At 66.5% G+C, this 17,389-nt stretch carries 14 protein-coding genes; 9 read left to right on the top strand and 5 right to left on the bottom strand.

Translation table 11 applies throughout. The annotated features are described in order from the left end of the window. Positions 1-147 precede the first annotated feature (147 nt). Complete coding sequence (tpiA, locus tag IEV83_RS01640; protein WP_181758517.1) at positions 148-924, bottom strand: triose-phosphate isomerase; 777 nt, start codon at positions 922-924, stop codon at positions 148-150. Positions 925-1,115: 191 nt separating this feature from the next. On the opposite strand from tpiA, the gene IEV83_RS01635 reads away from it, so the two are divergent. The 6 genes from IEV83_RS01635 to lexA all read left to right on the top strand — a co-directional run bounded on the left by IEV83_RS01635 (position 1,116) and on the right by lexA (position 7,512). Further along, entirely contained in the window at positions 1,116-3,002 is a 1,887-nt protein-coding gene (locus IEV83_RS01635; protein ID WP_181758516.1) for a peptidylprolyl isomerase, read from the top strand. Positions 3,003-3,067: 65 nt separating this feature from the next. Beyond that, a complete protein-coding gene (gene trpD / locus IEV83_RS01630; RefSeq protein WP_181758515.1) occupies positions 3,068-4,081 on the top strand; it encodes an anthranilate phosphoribosyltransferase in 1,014 nt (337 codons plus the stop codon). A 5-nt stretch (positions 4,082-4,086) separates the two neighbouring features. Beyond that, positions 4,087-4,902 (top strand): indole-3-glycerol phosphate synthase TrpC, encoded by an 816-nt coding sequence (trpC, locus tag IEV83_RS01625; RefSeq protein ID WP_181758514.1) that lies wholly within the window; start codon positions 4,087-4,089, stop codon positions 4,900-4,902. A gap of 36 nt (positions 4,903-4,938) precedes the next feature. Next, on the top strand, positions 4,939-5,442 hold the full coding sequence (gene moaC, locus IEV83_RS01620) for a cyclic pyranopterin monophosphate synthase MoaC (protein ID WP_181758513.1): 504 nt from the start codon (positions 4,939-4,941) through the stop codon (positions 5,440-5,442). A gap of 3 nt (positions 5,443-5,445) precedes the next feature. Then, positions 5,446-6,666 (top strand): molybdopterin molybdotransferase MoeA, encoded by a 1,221-nt coding sequence (locus IEV83_RS01615; protein ID WP_181758512.1) that lies wholly within the window; start codon positions 5,446-5,448, stop codon positions 6,664-6,666. A 129-nt stretch (positions 6,667-6,795) separates the two neighbouring features. Next, entirely contained in the window at positions 6,796-7,512 is a 717-nt protein-coding gene (gene lexA / locus IEV83_RS01610; RefSeq protein ID WP_181758511.1) for a transcriptional repressor LexA, read from the top strand. Between the two features lie 79 nt (positions 7,513-7,591). Here the strand turns inward: lexA and IEV83_RS01605 are convergent, their stop codons facing one another. Continuing rightward, positions 7,592-10,084: a ComEC/Rec2 family competence protein gene (locus tag IEV83_RS01605; protein WP_181758510.1), complete on the bottom strand. Its 2,493-nt coding sequence runs from the start codon at positions 10,082-10,084 to the stop codon at positions 7,592-7,594. Positions 10,085-10,314: 230 nt separating this feature from the next. Here IEV83_RS01605 and gltX point away from each other — a divergent pair, with 230 nt between their 5' ends. From gltX to purU, 3 genes are all read left to right on the top strand, one after another. Then, positions 10,315-11,745: a glutamate--tRNA ligase gene (gene gltX / locus IEV83_RS01600; RefSeq protein ID WP_181758509.1), complete on the top strand. Its 1,431-nt coding sequence runs from the start codon at positions 10,315-10,317 to the stop codon at positions 11,743-11,745. Positions 11,746-11,984: 239 nt separating this feature from the next. Next, positions 11,985-13,277 (top strand): citrate synthase, encoded by a 1,293-nt coding sequence (gene gltA, locus IEV83_RS01595; protein ID WP_181758508.1) that lies wholly within the window; start codon positions 11,985-11,987, stop codon positions 13,275-13,277. A gap of 313 nt (positions 13,278-13,590) precedes the next feature. Next, positions 13,591-14,445, top strand: coding sequence for a formyltetrahydrofolate deformylase (gene purU / locus IEV83_RS01590; protein ID WP_181758507.1), 855 nt, complete (start codon positions 13,591-13,593; stop codon positions 14,443-14,445). A gap of 112 nt (positions 14,446-14,557) precedes the next feature. Here the strand turns inward: purU and IEV83_RS01585 are convergent, their stop codons facing one another. The 3 genes from IEV83_RS01585 to IEV83_RS01575 form a co-directional block, all read right to left on the bottom strand. Further along, entirely contained in the window at positions 14,558-14,917 is a 360-nt protein-coding gene (locus tag IEV83_RS01585; RefSeq protein WP_181758506.1) for a RidA family protein, read from the bottom strand. Between the two features lie 138 nt (positions 14,918-15,055). Further along, a complete protein-coding gene (locus IEV83_RS01580) occupies positions 15,056-15,487 on the bottom strand; it encodes a RidA family protein (protein ID WP_181758505.1) in 432 nt (143 codons plus the stop codon). A gap of 2 nt (positions 15,488-15,489) precedes the next feature. Further along, positions 15,490-17,388, bottom strand: a complete 1,899-nt coding sequence (locus tag IEV83_RS01575; RefSeq protein ID WP_181758504.1) for a TRAP transporter permease — start codon at positions 17,386-17,388, stop codon at positions 15,490-15,492. Position 17,389 lies beyond the last annotated feature (1 nt).

The following is a 17,389-nucleotide window of genomic DNA, read 5'->3' as shown; positions in this document are numbered from 1 at the left end:
CTACCGAAAGCCCAAAGGCCGGCGCGTTGATCGGGGTCAGAGTTCCCAAGACATGATTCACGCCCCATCAAGGGGCGGAATCTGCCTCGGTGTTACGAATTTGGCGTGGGTTCTACACCAATGCGGCGGTGCTTTCCACCCTTGTCGTCAGGCCTTTTGCGTCACCGCCGCCGTGGCGGCCGCAATCGCAAGGAAGTCAGCGGCCTTGAGGCTCGCGCCGCCCACCAGCGCGCCGTTGACATTGGCCACCGACATCAACTCCTCGGCATTGCCCGGCTTCACCGAACCGCCATAGAGAAGCCGGATCCCCTCACCGGCCGCGCCGAAGCGCTCCACCAGACCGGCCCGCAGCGAGGCATGCATTTCCGCCACATCCTCGGCGGTGGGCGTCAGCCCCGTGCCGATGGCCCAGACCGGCTCATAGGCTACGATCAGCCGCTCCGCGTCCGCCCGGTCGGGCACCGAGCCGGCAAGCTGCTTGCCGACCACCTCAAGCGCCGTGCCCGCCTTGCGCTCCGCCTCGGTTTCGCCAACGCACAGGATCGCCACCAGGCCGGCCCGCCAGGCGGCCTCCGCCTTGGCGCGCACGCAGGCATCGTCCTCACCATGATCGGCGCGGCGCTCGGAATGGCCGACGATCACCATGTTCGCGCCGGCATCGGCGAGCATTTCGGCGGAAATATCGCCTGTGTGCGCGCCGCTGGCCGCCGTGTGGCAGTCCTGGCCGCCGGTGGCAATGCCCGATCCGCGCAAGGCATCCGCCGCCGTCGCCACCAGGGTCGCCGGCGGGCATACCGCCATGTCGACCCGCCCGGCGGTCGCCTCGGCGACGCCGCGCGCCAGCGCGTCCAGCTCCGCCCGGGAGGCGCTCAATCCGTTCATCTTCCAGTTTCCGGCAATGAGCGGTTTCACGGTCTGGGTCATTCGGGCCTCCGGCTGATGGGACATGTTTCGCGTTCCTGCTAACAGAAATCGTGAAGGGATCAAGCGGTCAGGACAACCAATGCCCTCGCGGCGCCTTGCTCCGGACAGTTCGCGTCTCTATGCTCCGCTCGCTTTGGTCCGGTCGGAACGTCTCCGCACCGGTTGTGTGCGTTCGAACAACGGAAACCGCAATGCTCGACACTCTGCGCAGCGGCGCAAAGTCCTGGATCTCAAAACTCCTCATCGGTCTGCTCGTGATCAGCTTTGCGATCTGGGGGATCTCCGGCGACTTGCTCAATACAAGCGGCGACCAGGTCGCGACCGTCGGCTCGCAGAAGGTGGCGACCGCCGACTTCGACGCCGCCTACCGGCGCCAGCTCCGCCAGCTCGGGCAACGCATCGGCCGTCCGCTGTCGACCACCGAGGGCGCGGCGCTCGGACTGCCCGGCCAGGTGCTGGGCGGCATGATCGCCGAAGCAGCGCTGAACCAGGCGGCCAGCGACCTCAACCTGGGCATCTCCGACGAGCAGCTCGTGCGCCAGATCCAGTCCTCCCCGGCCTTTCAGGGGCCGTCCGGCGGCTATGATCGCAACCGGCTCGCCCAGGTGCTGCAGGCCAATGGCCTGAGCGAGGATGACTTCGTTGCCGATCAGCGCAAGCTGGAAGAGCGGCTGCAGATCGCAGCGGCGATCTCCGGCGGGCTGACCACCCCGGCGCCGATGCTGGAGGTGTTCAACCTCCACGCCAACGAGGAACGCACCCTCCGCTACATCGTTCTGAAGGCCCAACCGGCCGAGGCAATCGCCGCGCCGAGCGAGGATGCGCTTGCCGCCTATTTCGAGGCCAACAAGGCCGCCTTCCGGGCACCCGAGTACCGCACCATCGATTTCATCTCCATGACCCCGGAGAGCGTCGCTCGCCCCGAGGAGGTCAGCGACGCGGATATCCAGCAGAGCTATGAAGCCGCCGGCGAACGGTTCGGCGAGCCGGAACGGCGCGAGATCCTGCAGATCACCTTCGCCTCCAAGGATGCGGCGGACGCGGCGCGCGCAGCGCTGGCCGAGGGCAAGAGCTTTGAAGAGATTGTCACGGACAATGACAAGACCATCGAGGACGTGACACTCGGCGCTCTGGCGAAGAGCGACATGCTCGACCCGGCAATTGCCGAGGTGGCCTTCACCCTGGAGGAAGGCGCCACCTCCGATATCGTCGAGGGCCGCTTCGCCCCGGTGCTTCTGAAGGTCGCCAAGATCGCCCCGGCGCACAAGACGCCGCTGACCGAGGTCGCCGACACCCTGCGCAAGGAACTGGCCGAGCAGGCCGCCGAGCGGGAAATTCTCGATCTTTACGACGAGATCGAGGATGCGCGCGCCGGCGGCGCCCTGCTGGCCGAGGTTGCCGAGCGCTTCAACCTGAAGCTTGAGACCTCCAAGCCCTTCGACAGCGCGGGCAAGGCCGAGGACGGCACCGCCGCCGACCTTCCGGATGTGGCGCCCCTGATCAGCGAAGCCTTTGAAAGCGATGTTGGCGTGGAAGCCGATCCGCTGCAGCTTGGCCGCACCGGCTTCCTGTGGTTCGAGGTCAAAGCCGTGACCCCGGCCCGCGACCGGGAGCTGGACGAGGTGCGTGCCGACGTGGTCGCGGCCTGGACCGAGGCGGAGCGGACCAAGGAACTGCAAGCGCGCGCCGAAGCTGCTCTGGCCGCCATCAAGAGTGGCAAGTCGCTGGACGAGGTGGCCGCTGAGAGCGAGTTGACCGTTGCGACGGCAACCGGCGTGAAGCGGAACAGCGCCCATGACACCCTGCCTGCCGAGGCGGTGTCCAGCGCCTTCACTGGGCCGGCGGGCACCGCCGGTGAGGCCGCCGGCCAGGACGGCACTCGCGTCGTCTTCGTGGTCGAGGCGGTCAACAGCCCTGCCTTCTTCCGCGAAGCGGGCGAGATCGCCGCGCTCGACAAACGCCTGTCCGAGGCATTGCGCGATTCGGTAATCGGTCAATATGCTGGCGAGCTTCAGGACAAGCTCGGGGTGACCGTCAATCAGACCAATATCGGCCGGGTGATCGGTCAGGGTGGATAAGCCCACCGCGCGTTCGCCCGGAGGTCCGGGGCGCGCGCGGTCCTTCATTTTCGGAGTTAGACAGCGTGAGCAACCTCAAGGCATTGATCGCGAAAGTCGCCGACGGCACCGCCCTGACGCGGCCCGAAGCCCAGACCGCGTTCGATATCATCATGTCCGGCGCCGCCACCCCGGCCCAGATCGGCGGCTTCCTGATGGCCCTGCGCGTGCGCGGCGAAACCGTCGATGAAATCGCTGGCGCGGTGAGCACCATGCGGGAAAAGATGCTGCCGGTGGAGGCGCCGGAGGATGCGGTCGATGTGGTCGGCACCGGTGGCGACGCCTCCGGCAGCTACAACATCTCCACCTGCTCGGCCTTTGTCGTGTCCGGCTGCGGCGTGCCGGTCGCCAAGCATGGCAACCGGTCGCTGTCGTCGAAATCCGGCGCGGCGGACGTGCTGATGGCGCTCGGCGTCAACATCGACATTCCGGCCGAACACATCGGCCGCTGCATCCGTGAGGTCGGTCTCGGATTCATGTTCGCTCCGAATCATCATTCGGCAATGAAGCATGTGGGACCGGCCCGGGTGGAGCTGGGCACGCGGACCATCTTCAACCTGCTTGGCCCCCTGTCCAATCCGGCCGGGGTTCAGCGGCAGATGGTCGGCGTGTTTGCCGAGCGCTGGGTCGAGCCGATTGCCGAGGTGCTGGCCGCGCTCGGATCGAAGGCAGTGTGGGTCGTGCATGGATCCGATGGGCTTGACGAAATCACCACTACCGGCCCGACCAAGGTTGCCGCGCTGGAGGAGGAGCGAATCCGCACCTTCGAAGTCACGCCGCAGGAGGTCGGGCTGTCGCTCTGGCAGCCGGAGGACCTGCGCGGCGGCGAAGCGCCGGTCAATGCGGCGGCACTGAAGGCGGTGCTGGAGGGCGAGAAGAACGCCTATCGCGATACGGTGCTGATGAACGCCGGGGCGACGCTGGTGATTGCCGGAAAGGCGAAGGATCTTGCCGAGGGCGTTGCCCTGTCGGCCCAGTCGATCGACAGCGGCGCAGCGCTTGCCCGCCTGACGCATCTTGTTTCCGTCTCCAACGGGTAAGCCGCATGAGCGATATCCTCAGCAAGATCGAAGCCTACAAGCGGGTGGAGATCGTCGCCGCAAAGGCAACCGTTGGCGAAGACGAGATCCGGCGACGCGCCGAGGCCGCCGATGCACCGCGTGGCTTCTTCAACGCGCTGGCCGACCGCCACGCCATCGGCGCCTATGGCCTGATTGCCGAGATCAAGAAGGCCAGCCCGTCGAAGGGGCTGATCCGGGAGGATTTCGACCCGCCGGTTCTGGCCAAAGCCTATGAAGAGGGCGGCGCCGCCTGCCTGTCGGTGCTGACCGACACGCCGTCCTTTCAGGGGCACCCGGATTTCCTCAAGACCGCGCGGGCGGCCTGTACGCTGCCGGTGCTGCGCAAGGATTTCCTCTACGACACCTACCAGGTGTTCGAGGCGCGCGCCTGGGGCGCGGACTGCATCCTGATCATTCTCGCCGCCGTCGATGACGAGACGGCGGATGCGCTGGAGCGCACCGCCTTCAGTCTCGGCATGGATGTGCTGATCGAGGTGCATGACGGCGCCGAGCTTGATCGGGCCTTGCGGATGCGCTCGCCGCTGATCGGCATCAACAACCGCAATCTGAAGACCTTCGAGACCCGACTTGAGGTTAGCGAGGAGCTGGCGCCGCGTATTCCGGATGACCGGATCGTCGTCGGCGAATCCGGGCTCTTCACCCCGGCGGACCTTGCCCGCATGGGCGCGGTTGGCATCACCACCTTCCTGATCGGCGAGAGCCTGATGCGGCAGGCGGACGTGGCCGCCGCCACCCGGGCGCTGCTCTCCCGCGAAGGCGGAGCGGCAATGGCCGGTTAGGTTGCACACCCGGAGTCCATTCCAACAGAGAAGGCCATGACGTCCTCCAAGAGCCTGACACATCTCGATGCCTCCGGCAGCGCCAATATGGTCGATGTCTCGGCCAAGGACGACACCACCCGCGAGGCGCGGGCGGAAGGGTTCGTGCGGATGAAGCCGGAAACCCTGGCCATGATCCGGGACGGCAACGCCAAGAAGGGCGATGTTCTGGCGACCGCGCGGATCGCCGGCATCATGGCCGCCAAGCGCACCCACGAGCTCATTCCGCTCTGCCATCCGCTCGTCCTGTCGAAGGTCGCCGTCGATATCGAGATCGATGAGACGCTGCCCGGTCTTCGGGTGGAAAGCTATGCCAAGCTCTCAGGCAAGACCGGGGTCGAGATGGAGGCGCTCACCGCCTGTTCGGTCGCCTGCCTGACGATCTACGACATGGCCAAGGCCGCCGATCGCGGCATGACCATCTCCGGCATTCGCGTTCTGGCGAAATCCGGCGGCAAGTCCGGCGACTGGTCGGTCGATCCACGCGAAACGGCGGAGTGACCCATGGCGTTGATTTCCGTCGACGAGGCACTTGAACGGCTGTTGCAGGGCACGGTGGCGCTGCCCGCCGAAGGGGTCGACCTGACCGAGGCCAACGGCCGGGTGCTTGCCAGCGACCTTGCCGCGACCCGCACCCAGCCCCCCTTCCCCGCCTCGGCGATGGATGGTTATGCGGTGCGCGCCGCCGATCTCGCCCATCCGCCGGCCACGCTCACCGTCATTGGCGAGGCGCCGGCCGGGCACGGGTATTCCGGCAAGGTCTTGACGGGAGAAGCGGTCCGCATCTTCACCGGCGCGCCGGTGCCCGATGGCACCGATGCGATCCTGATCCAGGAAAACGCGCAGCGCGACGGCGACACGGTGACCGCGCTGGAGACGGTTTCCAAGGGCCAGTTCGTCCGCCCCGCAGGTCTCGATTTTCACGCAGGCGAGGTGTTGCTGCGCGCCGGAACCCGGATCGGCTTTCGCGAGTTGGCGCTGGCCGCCGCCATGAACCATGCCCGGTTGCCGGTGCACCGGCGGCCACGTGTTGCCATTCTCGCCACCGGCGATGAGCTGGTGCCGCCGGGAACGGAACCGGGGCCGAATCAGATCATCGCCTCCAACCACGCGGGCGTTGCCGCGCTGGTTGAAGATTGCGGCGGCACGCCGATCCACCTTGGCATCGCGCCGGACCGGCCGGAGGCGCTGAACGAGCGGATCGCGGCGGCGCGCGAGGCCAATGCCGATGTGCTCGTCACCCTGGGAGGCGCGTCCGTCGGCGACCATGACCTGGTGCAGGACGCGCTTGGCGGCGCCGGCATGGCGCTGGCCTTCTGGCGCATCGCCATGCGCCCGGGCAAGCCGCTGATGGCAGGGCATATCGACGACATGCGCGTCCTGGGTTTGCCGGGCAACCCGGTCTCCAGCCTCGTCTGTTCACTCTTGTTCCTGCGCCCGCTGATGGATGCGCTGCTGGGGCGGCCACCCGCGCCAAGGGTCGGCGAAACCCTGCCTTTGGCGGTGGGTGTCGGCGCAAATGACCAGCGCGAGGATTATCTGCGCGCCGCCCTGACCCACGACGCGGAGGGCGTGGAGCAGGTGACCCCCTTCCCGCGCCAGGACAGCTCCATGCTGGCGACGCTGGCGCAGGCCGATGCCCTGGTCATTCGCCCGCCGCACGCCCCACCACTGGCCGCAGGCGCCCGGGTGCCGATCCTGCGCCTGCCCCGCTCCCGGGGCTGATCCGGCGATGCGCCGCCGCTTACGGCCGACAAACATCGCGGCAAGACTTGTGGAACAGGTCGGGAACGGTTAGATTGTGTTCATGTTTTGTACATAGAGTGAATCGATCGATACCGAGGAGCCCAGTCCATGTTGACCCGCAAGCAGCACGAGTTGCTCCTGTTCATTCACGAAAGACTGAAGGAAACCGGGGTTCCGCCGTCTTTCGATGAAATGAAGGATGCGCTCGATCTGCGGTCAAAGTCAGGGATTCATCGGCTGATCACGGCGCTGGAGGAACGCGGGTTCATTCGCCGGCTGCCGAATCGGGCGCGGGCGCTGGAGATCATCAAGCTGCCGGAATCGGTCGCCCCGGGGCTGGCGACGCAGCGGGCGCAAGGGTTCTCGCCGGCGGTGATCGAGGGATCGCTTGGCAAGGCGCGCCCGGTCGAAAGCCCTCGAGACGACACGCCACCGGCCGCCGATACCGTCGCCATTCCGGTGATGGGCCGGATCGCCGCAGGTGTGCCGATCGAGGCAATCCAGTCCCATTCGCACACCGTGTCCATGCCGGCGGATTTGCTGGGCGGCGGTGAGCATTTCGCGCTTGAGGTGCGCGGCGATTCGATGATCGAAGCGGGCATTCTCGACGGCGATACGGTGGTGATCCGCCGCTCGGATTCCGCCGACAGCGGCGATATCGTCGTGGCCCTGATCGATGATGAGGAAGCAACCTTGAAACGCCTGCGCAAAAAAGGCGCCTCGGTCGCACTGGAGGCCGCCAATCCGGCCTATGAAACGCGCATCTTCGGTCCCGGCCGGGTTCGGATTCAGGGACGGCTGGTGTCGCTGTTCCGCCGGTACTGACGCCGCTATCGAGCAAAGGCGCGCCCCTTTCGGTTCGCCCGCATGTCTGGAGTTGTGTTCGCAGCCTGTCCGGGAGGGACTAGCGTGCCTCTCCCGGCTCCGTAGTCCGGGTCCAGGGGCGCTGCCAGCGGTAGCTCGGGGTCAGATTCAGGCGTGTTTCGCCGGCAGCATCCGCCGTCAGGCGAATGGCAATGGTTCCACTGGGGCGCAGCCGGTCGGCGTCGAACACCTGCCGGGCGGCGCAGTCCTCAGGCGCCTGCAGCCGAGTGACGATGATATCGGCGCGCTGGCAGTCGTCGGCAAAGGCGTCGGGCCGGCGCACCAACGCGACAATGAGTGGGGGCGCGTGGCTCTGTGCGGCAGAGGCCGGTGTCCGCGCGTCGCCTGGCTGAGGTTCGGGCGCCGGTGGTCCATGCGCCATCCGATCTCGCGACGCGGCCGTTCGCGGGGTCCCCGGCAGCGCGTCTGGCGGCGCGGCAGGTGCGGCCTGTCCCGCTCTTGCTCTTGCCCCTACCTCTACCCCTTCCCCATCTGGACCGTACGCCAGCAGGATGCAGCTTTGCGGATCGCAGGACATGGCCGACTTCGGCACGCGGCGCCGTCGTCGCTCCGCCTCCGGTATTCCCTCCGCCCGCAGCCAGACCTCGCCGAGAAAGCCGGTGGGCCGCATGGTGACATACAGATCACCGCTGCGATCCCGCAGGGCCAGCGACTTTCCATCGTCGGAAATCAAGAGATCGGGCGGTTGGTGCTGCAGGTGTAGAACGAGCGCGCCGGCGAGTGGAAGAAGGCACGCGCGCCGGTAGCCCTTCGGCGCGAGACAGGCCACCAATCCAGCGAGCACGATCAACAGCGTGGCCGCTGCGGAGGGCGCGCCGACGGTGCCTTCGCCCGGCGTGTTCTCTTGCGCCCAAAGGGCAAGGGCCACCACCTGATCGATGGCCGCGCCCATGATGGTGAGCGGCACCACCTCCAGCCCGAGCGGCAGCAGCGCCAGCGCCAGCACCGCCATCGGCATCACCAGTGCCGTGACGATCGGCATGGCCAACAGGTTGATCAACGGCCCGAGCGGCGCGATCCGGTGAAAATGATGCACGCCAATGGCGCCGGTGGCGATGCCGGCGATCAGCGATGTCAGGAAGATCGCCCCGAGCCATTTCACTGCCCAGACAAGCGCCTGCCGAATGCCGCTCCCTTGCGGTTCCTCGTGACGCTCGCGCTGCCGGGCGAGCCGGCGGCGGGTGAGCTCCTCATAGGCGGTGATCAGCGCGACCACGGCGGCGAAGGACATCTGGAAACCGGGCTCCAGCAGCGCCTCCGGCGTCATCAGCAGGATCGCGAAGGCAGCGATGGCAACGCTGCGCAGGGTCAGCGAGCGGCGCCCGAGCAGGCGTCCGGCCAGCACCAGAACGATCATCACATAGGCGCGCTGTGTAGCGACCGAGGCGCCGGACAGCACCAGATAGAAGCTGGCGGCGAAGAGCGCCCCCCACGCGGACCAGATGTCGATGGGGCGCGACTGCGACAGGCGCATGGACAGCGCCAGCCCCGCGCGAATGACGAAGAACACCGAGCCGGCGAACAGCGCCATGTGCAGACCGGAGATGGCGAGGATATGGGCAAGACCTGCGGTGCGCAGGGCATCGGTGACCGGCTCGGGAATGCCGGAGCGGTCGCCGACGATCAGCGCCGCCGCCAGACCGCTGGCGGTCCCCGGCCCAAGAGCCTCGACAATCCGCTGGGTCACCGCAGCGCGCAGGCTGGCAATGGCGCTACGCAGGCGCAGATCCGTCGGAACCGCGCCAAGATCTGCGGGGCGGGCGGCACCAAAGACAAATCCGGTCGCGCCGATGCCGTCGAAAAAGGCGCGGAAGGAGAAATCATAGCCGCCGGGCATGGTGGCCCGGGGCGGCGGCATCAGCCGCGCCCGCATCCGCACCGCTGCGCCCACGACTGGCGCCTTCGCCTCCCCGCGCAACGAGACCCGGACGCGGGCGGGACGCGCCGCCGCGTCGAGACGGCCGGCGGAGACGACACGAAGCACCAGGCGATGCCCGCGCGCGGTCCTGTCGACGTGTTCAACGAAGCCGGCCAGCTCGACGGTGCGCGGCCGGTCAAGCCGCGGCGCCTCCACTGCGCGGGTGCGCACACCGGCCGCCGTCATGCCGGCGAGCAGCAGCGCGGCGACGATCAACCCGGCCGGCGCCTGCCCGGCCCGGCGCAGCCAGAGAGAAAACCCGGTGAGCAGCCCAGCAAGCAGGCCGAGAACGACCACCGAAGGTTCGGCCGGCAGATGGAAGTAAAGGGCGATGCCGAGCCCGAACGGCAGCACCGCCCAGACCAGCCCCTGCCCCCGGTCGAGCGCCTCCGATACGGCCTGAGAAAAACGGTGGGATACTGCGGCGCGGCTCCAGCGGGCGGGCGATGGGCGCGGGCGCGAGCGGGCTGCCCGGAACCGCGCAAGCCCCACGCCCCTCCGCTCGCCAAGGCGCGCGGCCGCAGCCACCGCCTCCGGCGCGGCGTCCTCCGCATCCTCTCCGATGGCAGGTGGCCCCCCGGAACGCCCCGACACCTTGTCCCCCTCCCGGCGCCGGCCTTGCCAGCACCGCATATTTGTGGCTATGGCCACACCGGCGCCTATGCTACACGGGCGCCGACCTCGCGCCACGCCCAAACGTGCAGCCGGCACGCGGTACGCGGCATGAGGGAGTTCCCAGTTTGCCCGCTGCCAGTCGTCTGTCGCCTGCCGCCTGTCGTCTGTCGCGATTTGAAATTCACACCCGATCACAAGGCCCATCGTTCATGAGCGCAGCCGTCATCACACGTTTCGCCCCCTCCCCAACCGGCTTCCTGCATATCGGCGGAGCCCGGACGGCGCTGTTCAACTGGCTCTATGCCAAGCGCCATGGCGGCAAGATGCTGCTGCGGATCGAAGACACGGACCGGGAGCGCAGCACCGAGCCGGCGGTTGCGGCGATCCTCGACGGGCTGACCTGGCTGGGGCTTGACTGGGAAGGCGAGCCGATCTCGCAGTTCGCCCGGGCGGAGCGACACCGGGAAGTGGCAGAGCAGCTCATTGCCGCGGGCCGCGCCTACTACTGCTATGCCAGCCAGGAAGAGCTGACGGAAATGCGCGAGAAGGCCCGGGCCGAGGGCCGGCCGCCGCGCTACGACGGCCGCTGGCGCGACCGCGACCCTTCGGAAGCCCCGGAGGGCGTGAAGCCGGTGGTGCGGCTGAAGGCACCGACCGAGGGCGAGACCATCGTCGATGACCAGGTGCAGGGGCGGGTGAGCTTCCCCAACAAGGATCTCGATGATCTGGTGCTGCTGCGCTCGGATGGCACGCCGACCTACATGCTGGCGGTGGTGGTCGATGATCACGACATGGGTATCACGCATATCGTGCGCGGCGACGATCACCTGACCAATGCCGCCCGCCAGACCCTGATCTATCAGGCGGTGGACTGGGACGTGCCGGTGATGGCGCATATTCCGCTGATCCACGGGCCTGACGGCGCCAAGCTGTCCAAGCGCCACGGGGCCCTCGGCGCGGAGGCCTACCGGGCGATGGGCTACCTGCCCGCCGCCATGCGCAACTATCTGGCGCGGCTCGGCTGGAGCCACGGCGACGACGAGATCTTCTCCACCGAGGAGATGATCGGCTGGTTCGATCTCGACGCCATCGGCAAATCGCCCTCGCGGTTCGACTTCCAGAAGCTGCAGAACCTCAACGGCCACTACATGCGCGCGGCGGATACGGATTCGCTAATGGCCGACCTGATGGCCTTCCTGCCGCATGTGGAAAATGGTCAGCCGATTCTGGACTGGCTCGCCGATCCGGCTCACGAGGCGATGCTACGCATGGCCCTTCCTGGCCTCAAGGATCGCGCGAAGACCCTTGTCGAACTCGTTGATAGCGCAGGATATCTCTGGGCCACCCGCCCGCTCGACATCGACGAGAAGGCGGCCAAGCTGCTCGGCGCCGAGGGGGCACGCGACATCATCGCCGCCCTGCACGCGCGGCTGGCGGCACTGCCTGAGTGGAGTGCGGAGAGCACCGAAGCGGCGGTGCGCGCCTATGCCGAAGAGGTCGAATTGAAGCTCGGCAAGGCGGCGCAGCCCCTGCGCGCGGCGCTGACCGGCCGGGGCACCTCGCCCGGTATTTTCGACGTTCTGGCGGTTCTCGGCCGTGAGGAATCACTCGCCCGCCTGCTCGATCAGGCCCAGGGCTGAATTCAAGAGAGTCTGAAACAAGGAGTGAGAATCCCGGATTCCCCTCGGGAAGATCTGGCGTTTTCACTCCTTTTCGCCCCCCCTGTGACGAAAGCGTCATGGGCGCGCGCTTGCGGGGGGGCGGCAAATGGGATAGGCAACGGGCACCATTCCTCCCGCCGTGCCACCGGTCCGGTCCCCCGCAAACGGGGCCACTTCCGGCTGTGCAACCGCGCCTTACTCAAATGGGGGTAGCCTGAATGAGCGACAAGACTGCCAAGTTGACGATCGGTGACCAGTCCTGGGATCTCGGGGTCCGTTCCGGATCCGTTGGACCGGACGTCATCGATATCGCGTCCCTTTACGGACAGACCGGTTGCTTCACCTACGACCCAGGGTTCACATCCACGGCTTCGTGTGAATCCCAGATCACCTACATTGACGGCAATGCCGGAACGCTGCTGTATCGCGGCTATCCGATCGAACAGCTGGCCGAGCATGGCGATTTCCTGGAGAGCTGCTACCTGCTGCTCTACGGCGAACTGCCGACGAAGGCCCAGAAGGACGATTTCGTGAATCGTGTGACCTATCACACGATGATCCACGAGCAGATGAGCCGCTTCTTCACCGGCTTCCGCCGGGATGCCCACCCGATGGCCATCATGGTCGGCACGGTCGGCGCGCTGTCCGCCTTCTACCATGACTCCACCGACATCTCCGATCCGCATCAGCGCATGGTTGCCTCGCTGCGCATGATCGCCAAGATGCCGACGCTGGCGGCCATGGCCTACAAGTACCATGTGGGTCAGCCGTTCGTGTACCCGCGCAACGACCTCGACTATGCGTCGAACTTCCTGCACATGTGCTTTGCCGTGCCTTGCGAGGAGTACAAGGTCAATCCGGTGCTGGCGCGGGCGATGGACCGCATCTTCATCCTGCATGCGGACCACGAGCAGAACGCGTCGACCTCGACCGTGCGTCTTGCCGGCTCCTCGGGTGCCAACCCGTTCGCCTGCATCGCCGCCGGCATCGCCTGCCTCTGGGGTCCGGCCCATGGCGGCGCCAACGAAGCCGCGCTCAACATGCTGGCCGAGATCGGCTCCGTCGACAACATCCCCGAGTACATCGCCCGGGCCAAGGACAAGAACGATCCGTTCCGTCTGATGGGCTTCGGTCACCGGGTCTACAAGAACTATGACCCGCGTGCGCGGATCATGCAGAAGACCACCCACGAGGTGCTCGCCGAGCTGGGCCATCGCGACGACCCGCTGCTGGAAGTGGCAATGGAGCTGGAGCGCATCGCGCTCAGCGACGAGTATTTCGTCGAGAAGAAGCTCTACCCGAACATCGACTTCTACTCGGGCATCACGCTGCGTGCGCTCGGCTTCCCGACCACCATGTTCACCGTGCTGTTCGCCCTGGCGCGGACCGTGGGCTGGATCGCCCAGTGGAAGGAAATGGTCGAGGATCCGTCGCAGAAGATCGGCCGGCCGCGTCAGCTCTACACGGGCGCCGGGCCGCGTGACTACATGCCGATCAACCAGCGTCGCTGACGTCTGGAGCCATTCGGCCACATTTGAAGGGCGCCCCTCGGGGCGCCCTTCTTGCGTTTTGCAGGTGTCTTGCGATCATTTGTCTCGCAAGCCCACCGATGCGACAGAAAAGCTGTTGAAACCGCGCTCGATGCAGTCCCACCAGAACGAATGGCTGCTGAATTTGCAGCGATGACGTTACACTGACGCGGCGTCGCTCCGTGTGACCTGGGCACCCCGCCCTTCTCGCGACGGAGCACCCATCAGTTCCCCTGCGCGCCCCGCAGGAAATTTCACTCACTCCTGCTTCCGCCTTCCATGGAGATGCTGTTTCATGTCGACCCGCTCGTTCGTCCTCACCCTGTCCTGTGATGACAAGCCCGGCATCGTTGCCGCGGTGACGACGGAACTGGCCAGCCTTGGCGCCAACATCGCCGAGAGCAACCAGTTCTGGGATCGCCAGACCGGCCGCTTTTTCATGCGCATTGCCTTTACCGCCGGCGAGGACGTCAGCCGGGAGACGGTCGAGCGCAGCCTGAAACCGGCGGTCGACCGCTTCGACATGCGCATCAACATCCTTGACGGCGACTACCGCCCCAAGATCATCATCATGGTGTCGCGGTTCGATCATGCCATGCTGCATCTGCTCTATCAGATCCGGGTCGGCTGGCTGAACGCGGAAGTGGTCGCCATCGTCTCCAACCACGAGGGCAGCCGCCGCACCGCCGAGATCGAAGGCATCCCGTTCCATCACTGGCCGGTGACCAAGGCGAACAAGGCCGAACAGGAAGAGAAGTTGCTGGCGCTGGTGAAGGAGACCGGAACCGATCTGGTGGTGCTCGCCCGCTACATGCAGGTGCTGTCCGACACCCTGTCAAAGCGGCTTTACGGCAAGGTGATCAACATCCACCATTCGTTCTTGCCGAGCTTCAAGGGTGCCCGCCCCTATCATCAGGCGCATGAGCGGGGCATCAAGCTGATCGGCGCCACGGCCCATTACGTGACGCCGGACCTCGACGAGGGGCCGATCATCGAGCAGGAAACCGGCCGCGTGACCCATGCGATGGGTCCGGAGGACCTGGTTGCCACGGGCCGCGACATCGAAAGCCGGGTGCTGGCCGCCGCGGTCAAGATGCATCTGGAAGGACGGGTGATGCTGAACGGACACAAGACCGTGGTTTTCAGCTAACGCCAAAAAAACGGCGCGCACCTGGGAAAGGGCGCGCGCCGGAGTTCGTTTTCGAGGCGGGACTATCCGCCCAGAAGCCCCGGGGCCGATCCCGCCCCCGGGGCAGCAATGATCAGCCGTCGAGAGCAGCGACCGCCAGAACCTCGATCAGGTAATGGGGCTTCGCCATCGGCGCCTCGACGCAGACGCGCACCGGCTTGGCGCGTCCTTCCAGCCAGCGATCCCACGCAGCGTTCATGCCATCGTAGTCACTCATGTCGCGGAGCCAGATCTGCGCCGACAGCAGGCTGTCGCGGCTGCAACCGGCCTCGGCCAGCATCGCGTCGATCTTGGCGAACACATCCTCGCTCTGGGCGGTGATGTCGCCATCGACGAGCTGCGACACCTGGCCGGCGAGATACACCGTGTTGCCATGGACGACGATGCTGGAAAAGCGGGTCTGCGCGCCGAAGCGCTTGACGGTTGAAGTCATGTCGAAATCCCTGGATGGAGGAAGGGCCGCACATGCGGCAGGAAACGGCGGCCCCGACCAGGGAGGCTGGCCGGGACCGTCCGGGTGAAGAGAGAATGGGTGAAATGGAGCTCGCCGCCGTGGCGTATCCGGAAGCGATCAGGCCCGCAGACTTGCGGTGACCTCAAGCAGCACCGGCGCATTGCGCGGCAGGCAGGACACGCCGATAACGGAGCGCGGGTGACGGCCGCGCTCGCCGAGCACCTCCGCGAAGATCCCGGAGGCCGCATCCGCGACCTGCGAAATCTCACCGAACCCGTCGGCAACCGCCACATAGACGCTGATCCGCAGGATCCGATCGATCCGCTCCAGAGATCCGGTTTCCCGCTCCAGCCACGCCAGTGCCTGCCGGGCTGCGATCCGGGCGCTTTCGCGCGCATCGTCCAGCGAGACCTCACTGCCGACGCGGCCGGCGATGTGGATGGTCTCCGGCCCCGTCTTGGGGATCTGGCCGGCAAGACACAGGATCCGGCCATCGGTGGCGGAGGGAATGTAGTCGAAGACGGTCTCGAATGCTTCGCCAAGGGCCATGATCACACTCCTTCCTTGAGCGCATCGCCGCGCGTTCGCGCCTCGCCCTTCGCCCGCCAACGCTGCACCACGTAGATCGCGGCGGCCAGCGCCAGCCCGGCGAGCGTCGTCGTCAGATCCGGATGGATCATCAACGCCGCCACCGCGAGAAGCAGAACCCGGCCGACAACCGGCAGGCGGGTGCCGCCAATCCAGCCGACGATCATGATCGACAGCGCGCCGATGGCGACGAGACTGCGCAGCACCGTGGCGAGGAATTCCGGCGTCATCTGCGGCGCCAGCAACTCGGTGTTGGCGACGAACAGGAACGGAATGATGTAGACCGGAATGCCGAGGGCAAAGGCGCTCCAGCCAACCCGGGACGGGGTTTCCTTGGCGATCGGCGCGGCCGCATAGGCGGCGACGGCGAGCGGCGGCGTCACCTGTCCCAGCACGGCGTAGTAGAAGACGAAGAAATGCGCCGCCAGCGGATCGGCGCCCAGCTTGATCAGCACCGGCGCGACCAGGGTTGCCTGGACGATGTAGGCCGGCGTCGTCGGCATGCCCATGCCGAAGATGAAGGAAGCGATCATCGCCAGGAACAGCGCCGCATCGAGGTTGTTGCCGGCGATATCGGTCACCAGCGCGCTGAAGCGGAACCCGAGGCCGGAAATCTGCACGATGCCGACGATGATGCCGGCGGAGGCACAGGCGGCGGCAACGATCACCGCCCCCTGCACACCGAGCTTTATGCCGGTGACAAGACGGGGAAAGGTGATGAAGGTGGAGCGGCGCAGGAACGGCACCGCAAGCGTCGCCAGCACGCCGAAGAAGGCGCTGAAGCTGGCGGTGTAGCCCTTCAGCATCATGCCAATGATGACGGCCACCGGAATGATGAAAGTCCAGCCGGCCTTGAAGGTGTTCCAGGTGGAGCCGCGCTCGCCTTCCTCAAGCGGTGCAAGATCGCTCTTCAGCGCTGTGAAGTGCACCGCAATCAGCAGCGCGGCGAAGAACAGCAGCGCCGGAATGAGCGCCGCCGAGGCGATTTCCAGATAGTCTCGACCGAGGATCGCCGCCATCAGGAAGGCCGCAGCGCCCATGATCGGCGGGGTGATCTGCCCGCCGGTGGAGGCAATGGCTTCCACCGCACCGGCGAAACGCGCCGGATAGCCGAGCTTCTTCATCATCGGGATGGTCAGCGAGCCGGTGGTTGCCACATTGGCGACCGAGCTGCCGGACATCATGCCCATCAGGCCGCTGGCGATGACCGCCATCTTGGCCGGTCCGCCCCGGCTCGCGCCGGTGGCCGCACGGGTCAGATTGATGAAGAAGTCACCGCCGCCGGCCACCTGCAACACCGCGCCGAACATAACGAACAGGAAGATGTATTCCGCCGAAACGCCAAGCGCGGTGCCGAAGATGCCTTCGAAGCTGAAGTACATCTGGTCGACGAACTCGTTGATGCCGACGCCGCGATGGGCGAGCGGCCGGAGCCAGTCGACGAAGCGCAGATAGGGGCCGACAAACGCATAGGCGATGAAGGCCAGGCACAGACCGGTAATGGTCATGCCAAGGCTGCGCCGTGTGACCTCAAGAACGACGACGATCGCACCCAGCGCCACGAACAGCTCGAAGGGCGAGGCCTCAAGCGTCCAGGGCGGGCGAACCGAGATGGCCTGATGCTCAACCACCGCATAGCCGATACACAGGATACCGAGCGCCATCAGCGCGCCATCCACCCAGCGGGGGAAGAAGCGCGTGCGCGCGGGGAACATCAGGATGCCGATGATTACCGCGAACAACAGATGGACGCCCCGAAGCACCAGGTTCGGCGCGATCCAGAACGGCGATGCGGCGGCGAGGTGAAAGAGGGTCATCATCACCGCAAGCACGGAGATGATGACCACACGCCGGTCATTCATG

It is taken from the genome of Stappia taiwanensis (assembly GCF_014635285.1).
Taxonomy (GTDB): domain Bacteria; phylum Pseudomonadota; class Alphaproteobacteria; order Rhizobiales; family Stappiaceae; genus Stappia; species Stappia taiwanensis.
The sequence above is the reverse complement of the archived record's forward strand: the minus strand, read 5'-3'. Positions and strand labels throughout refer to the sequence as shown.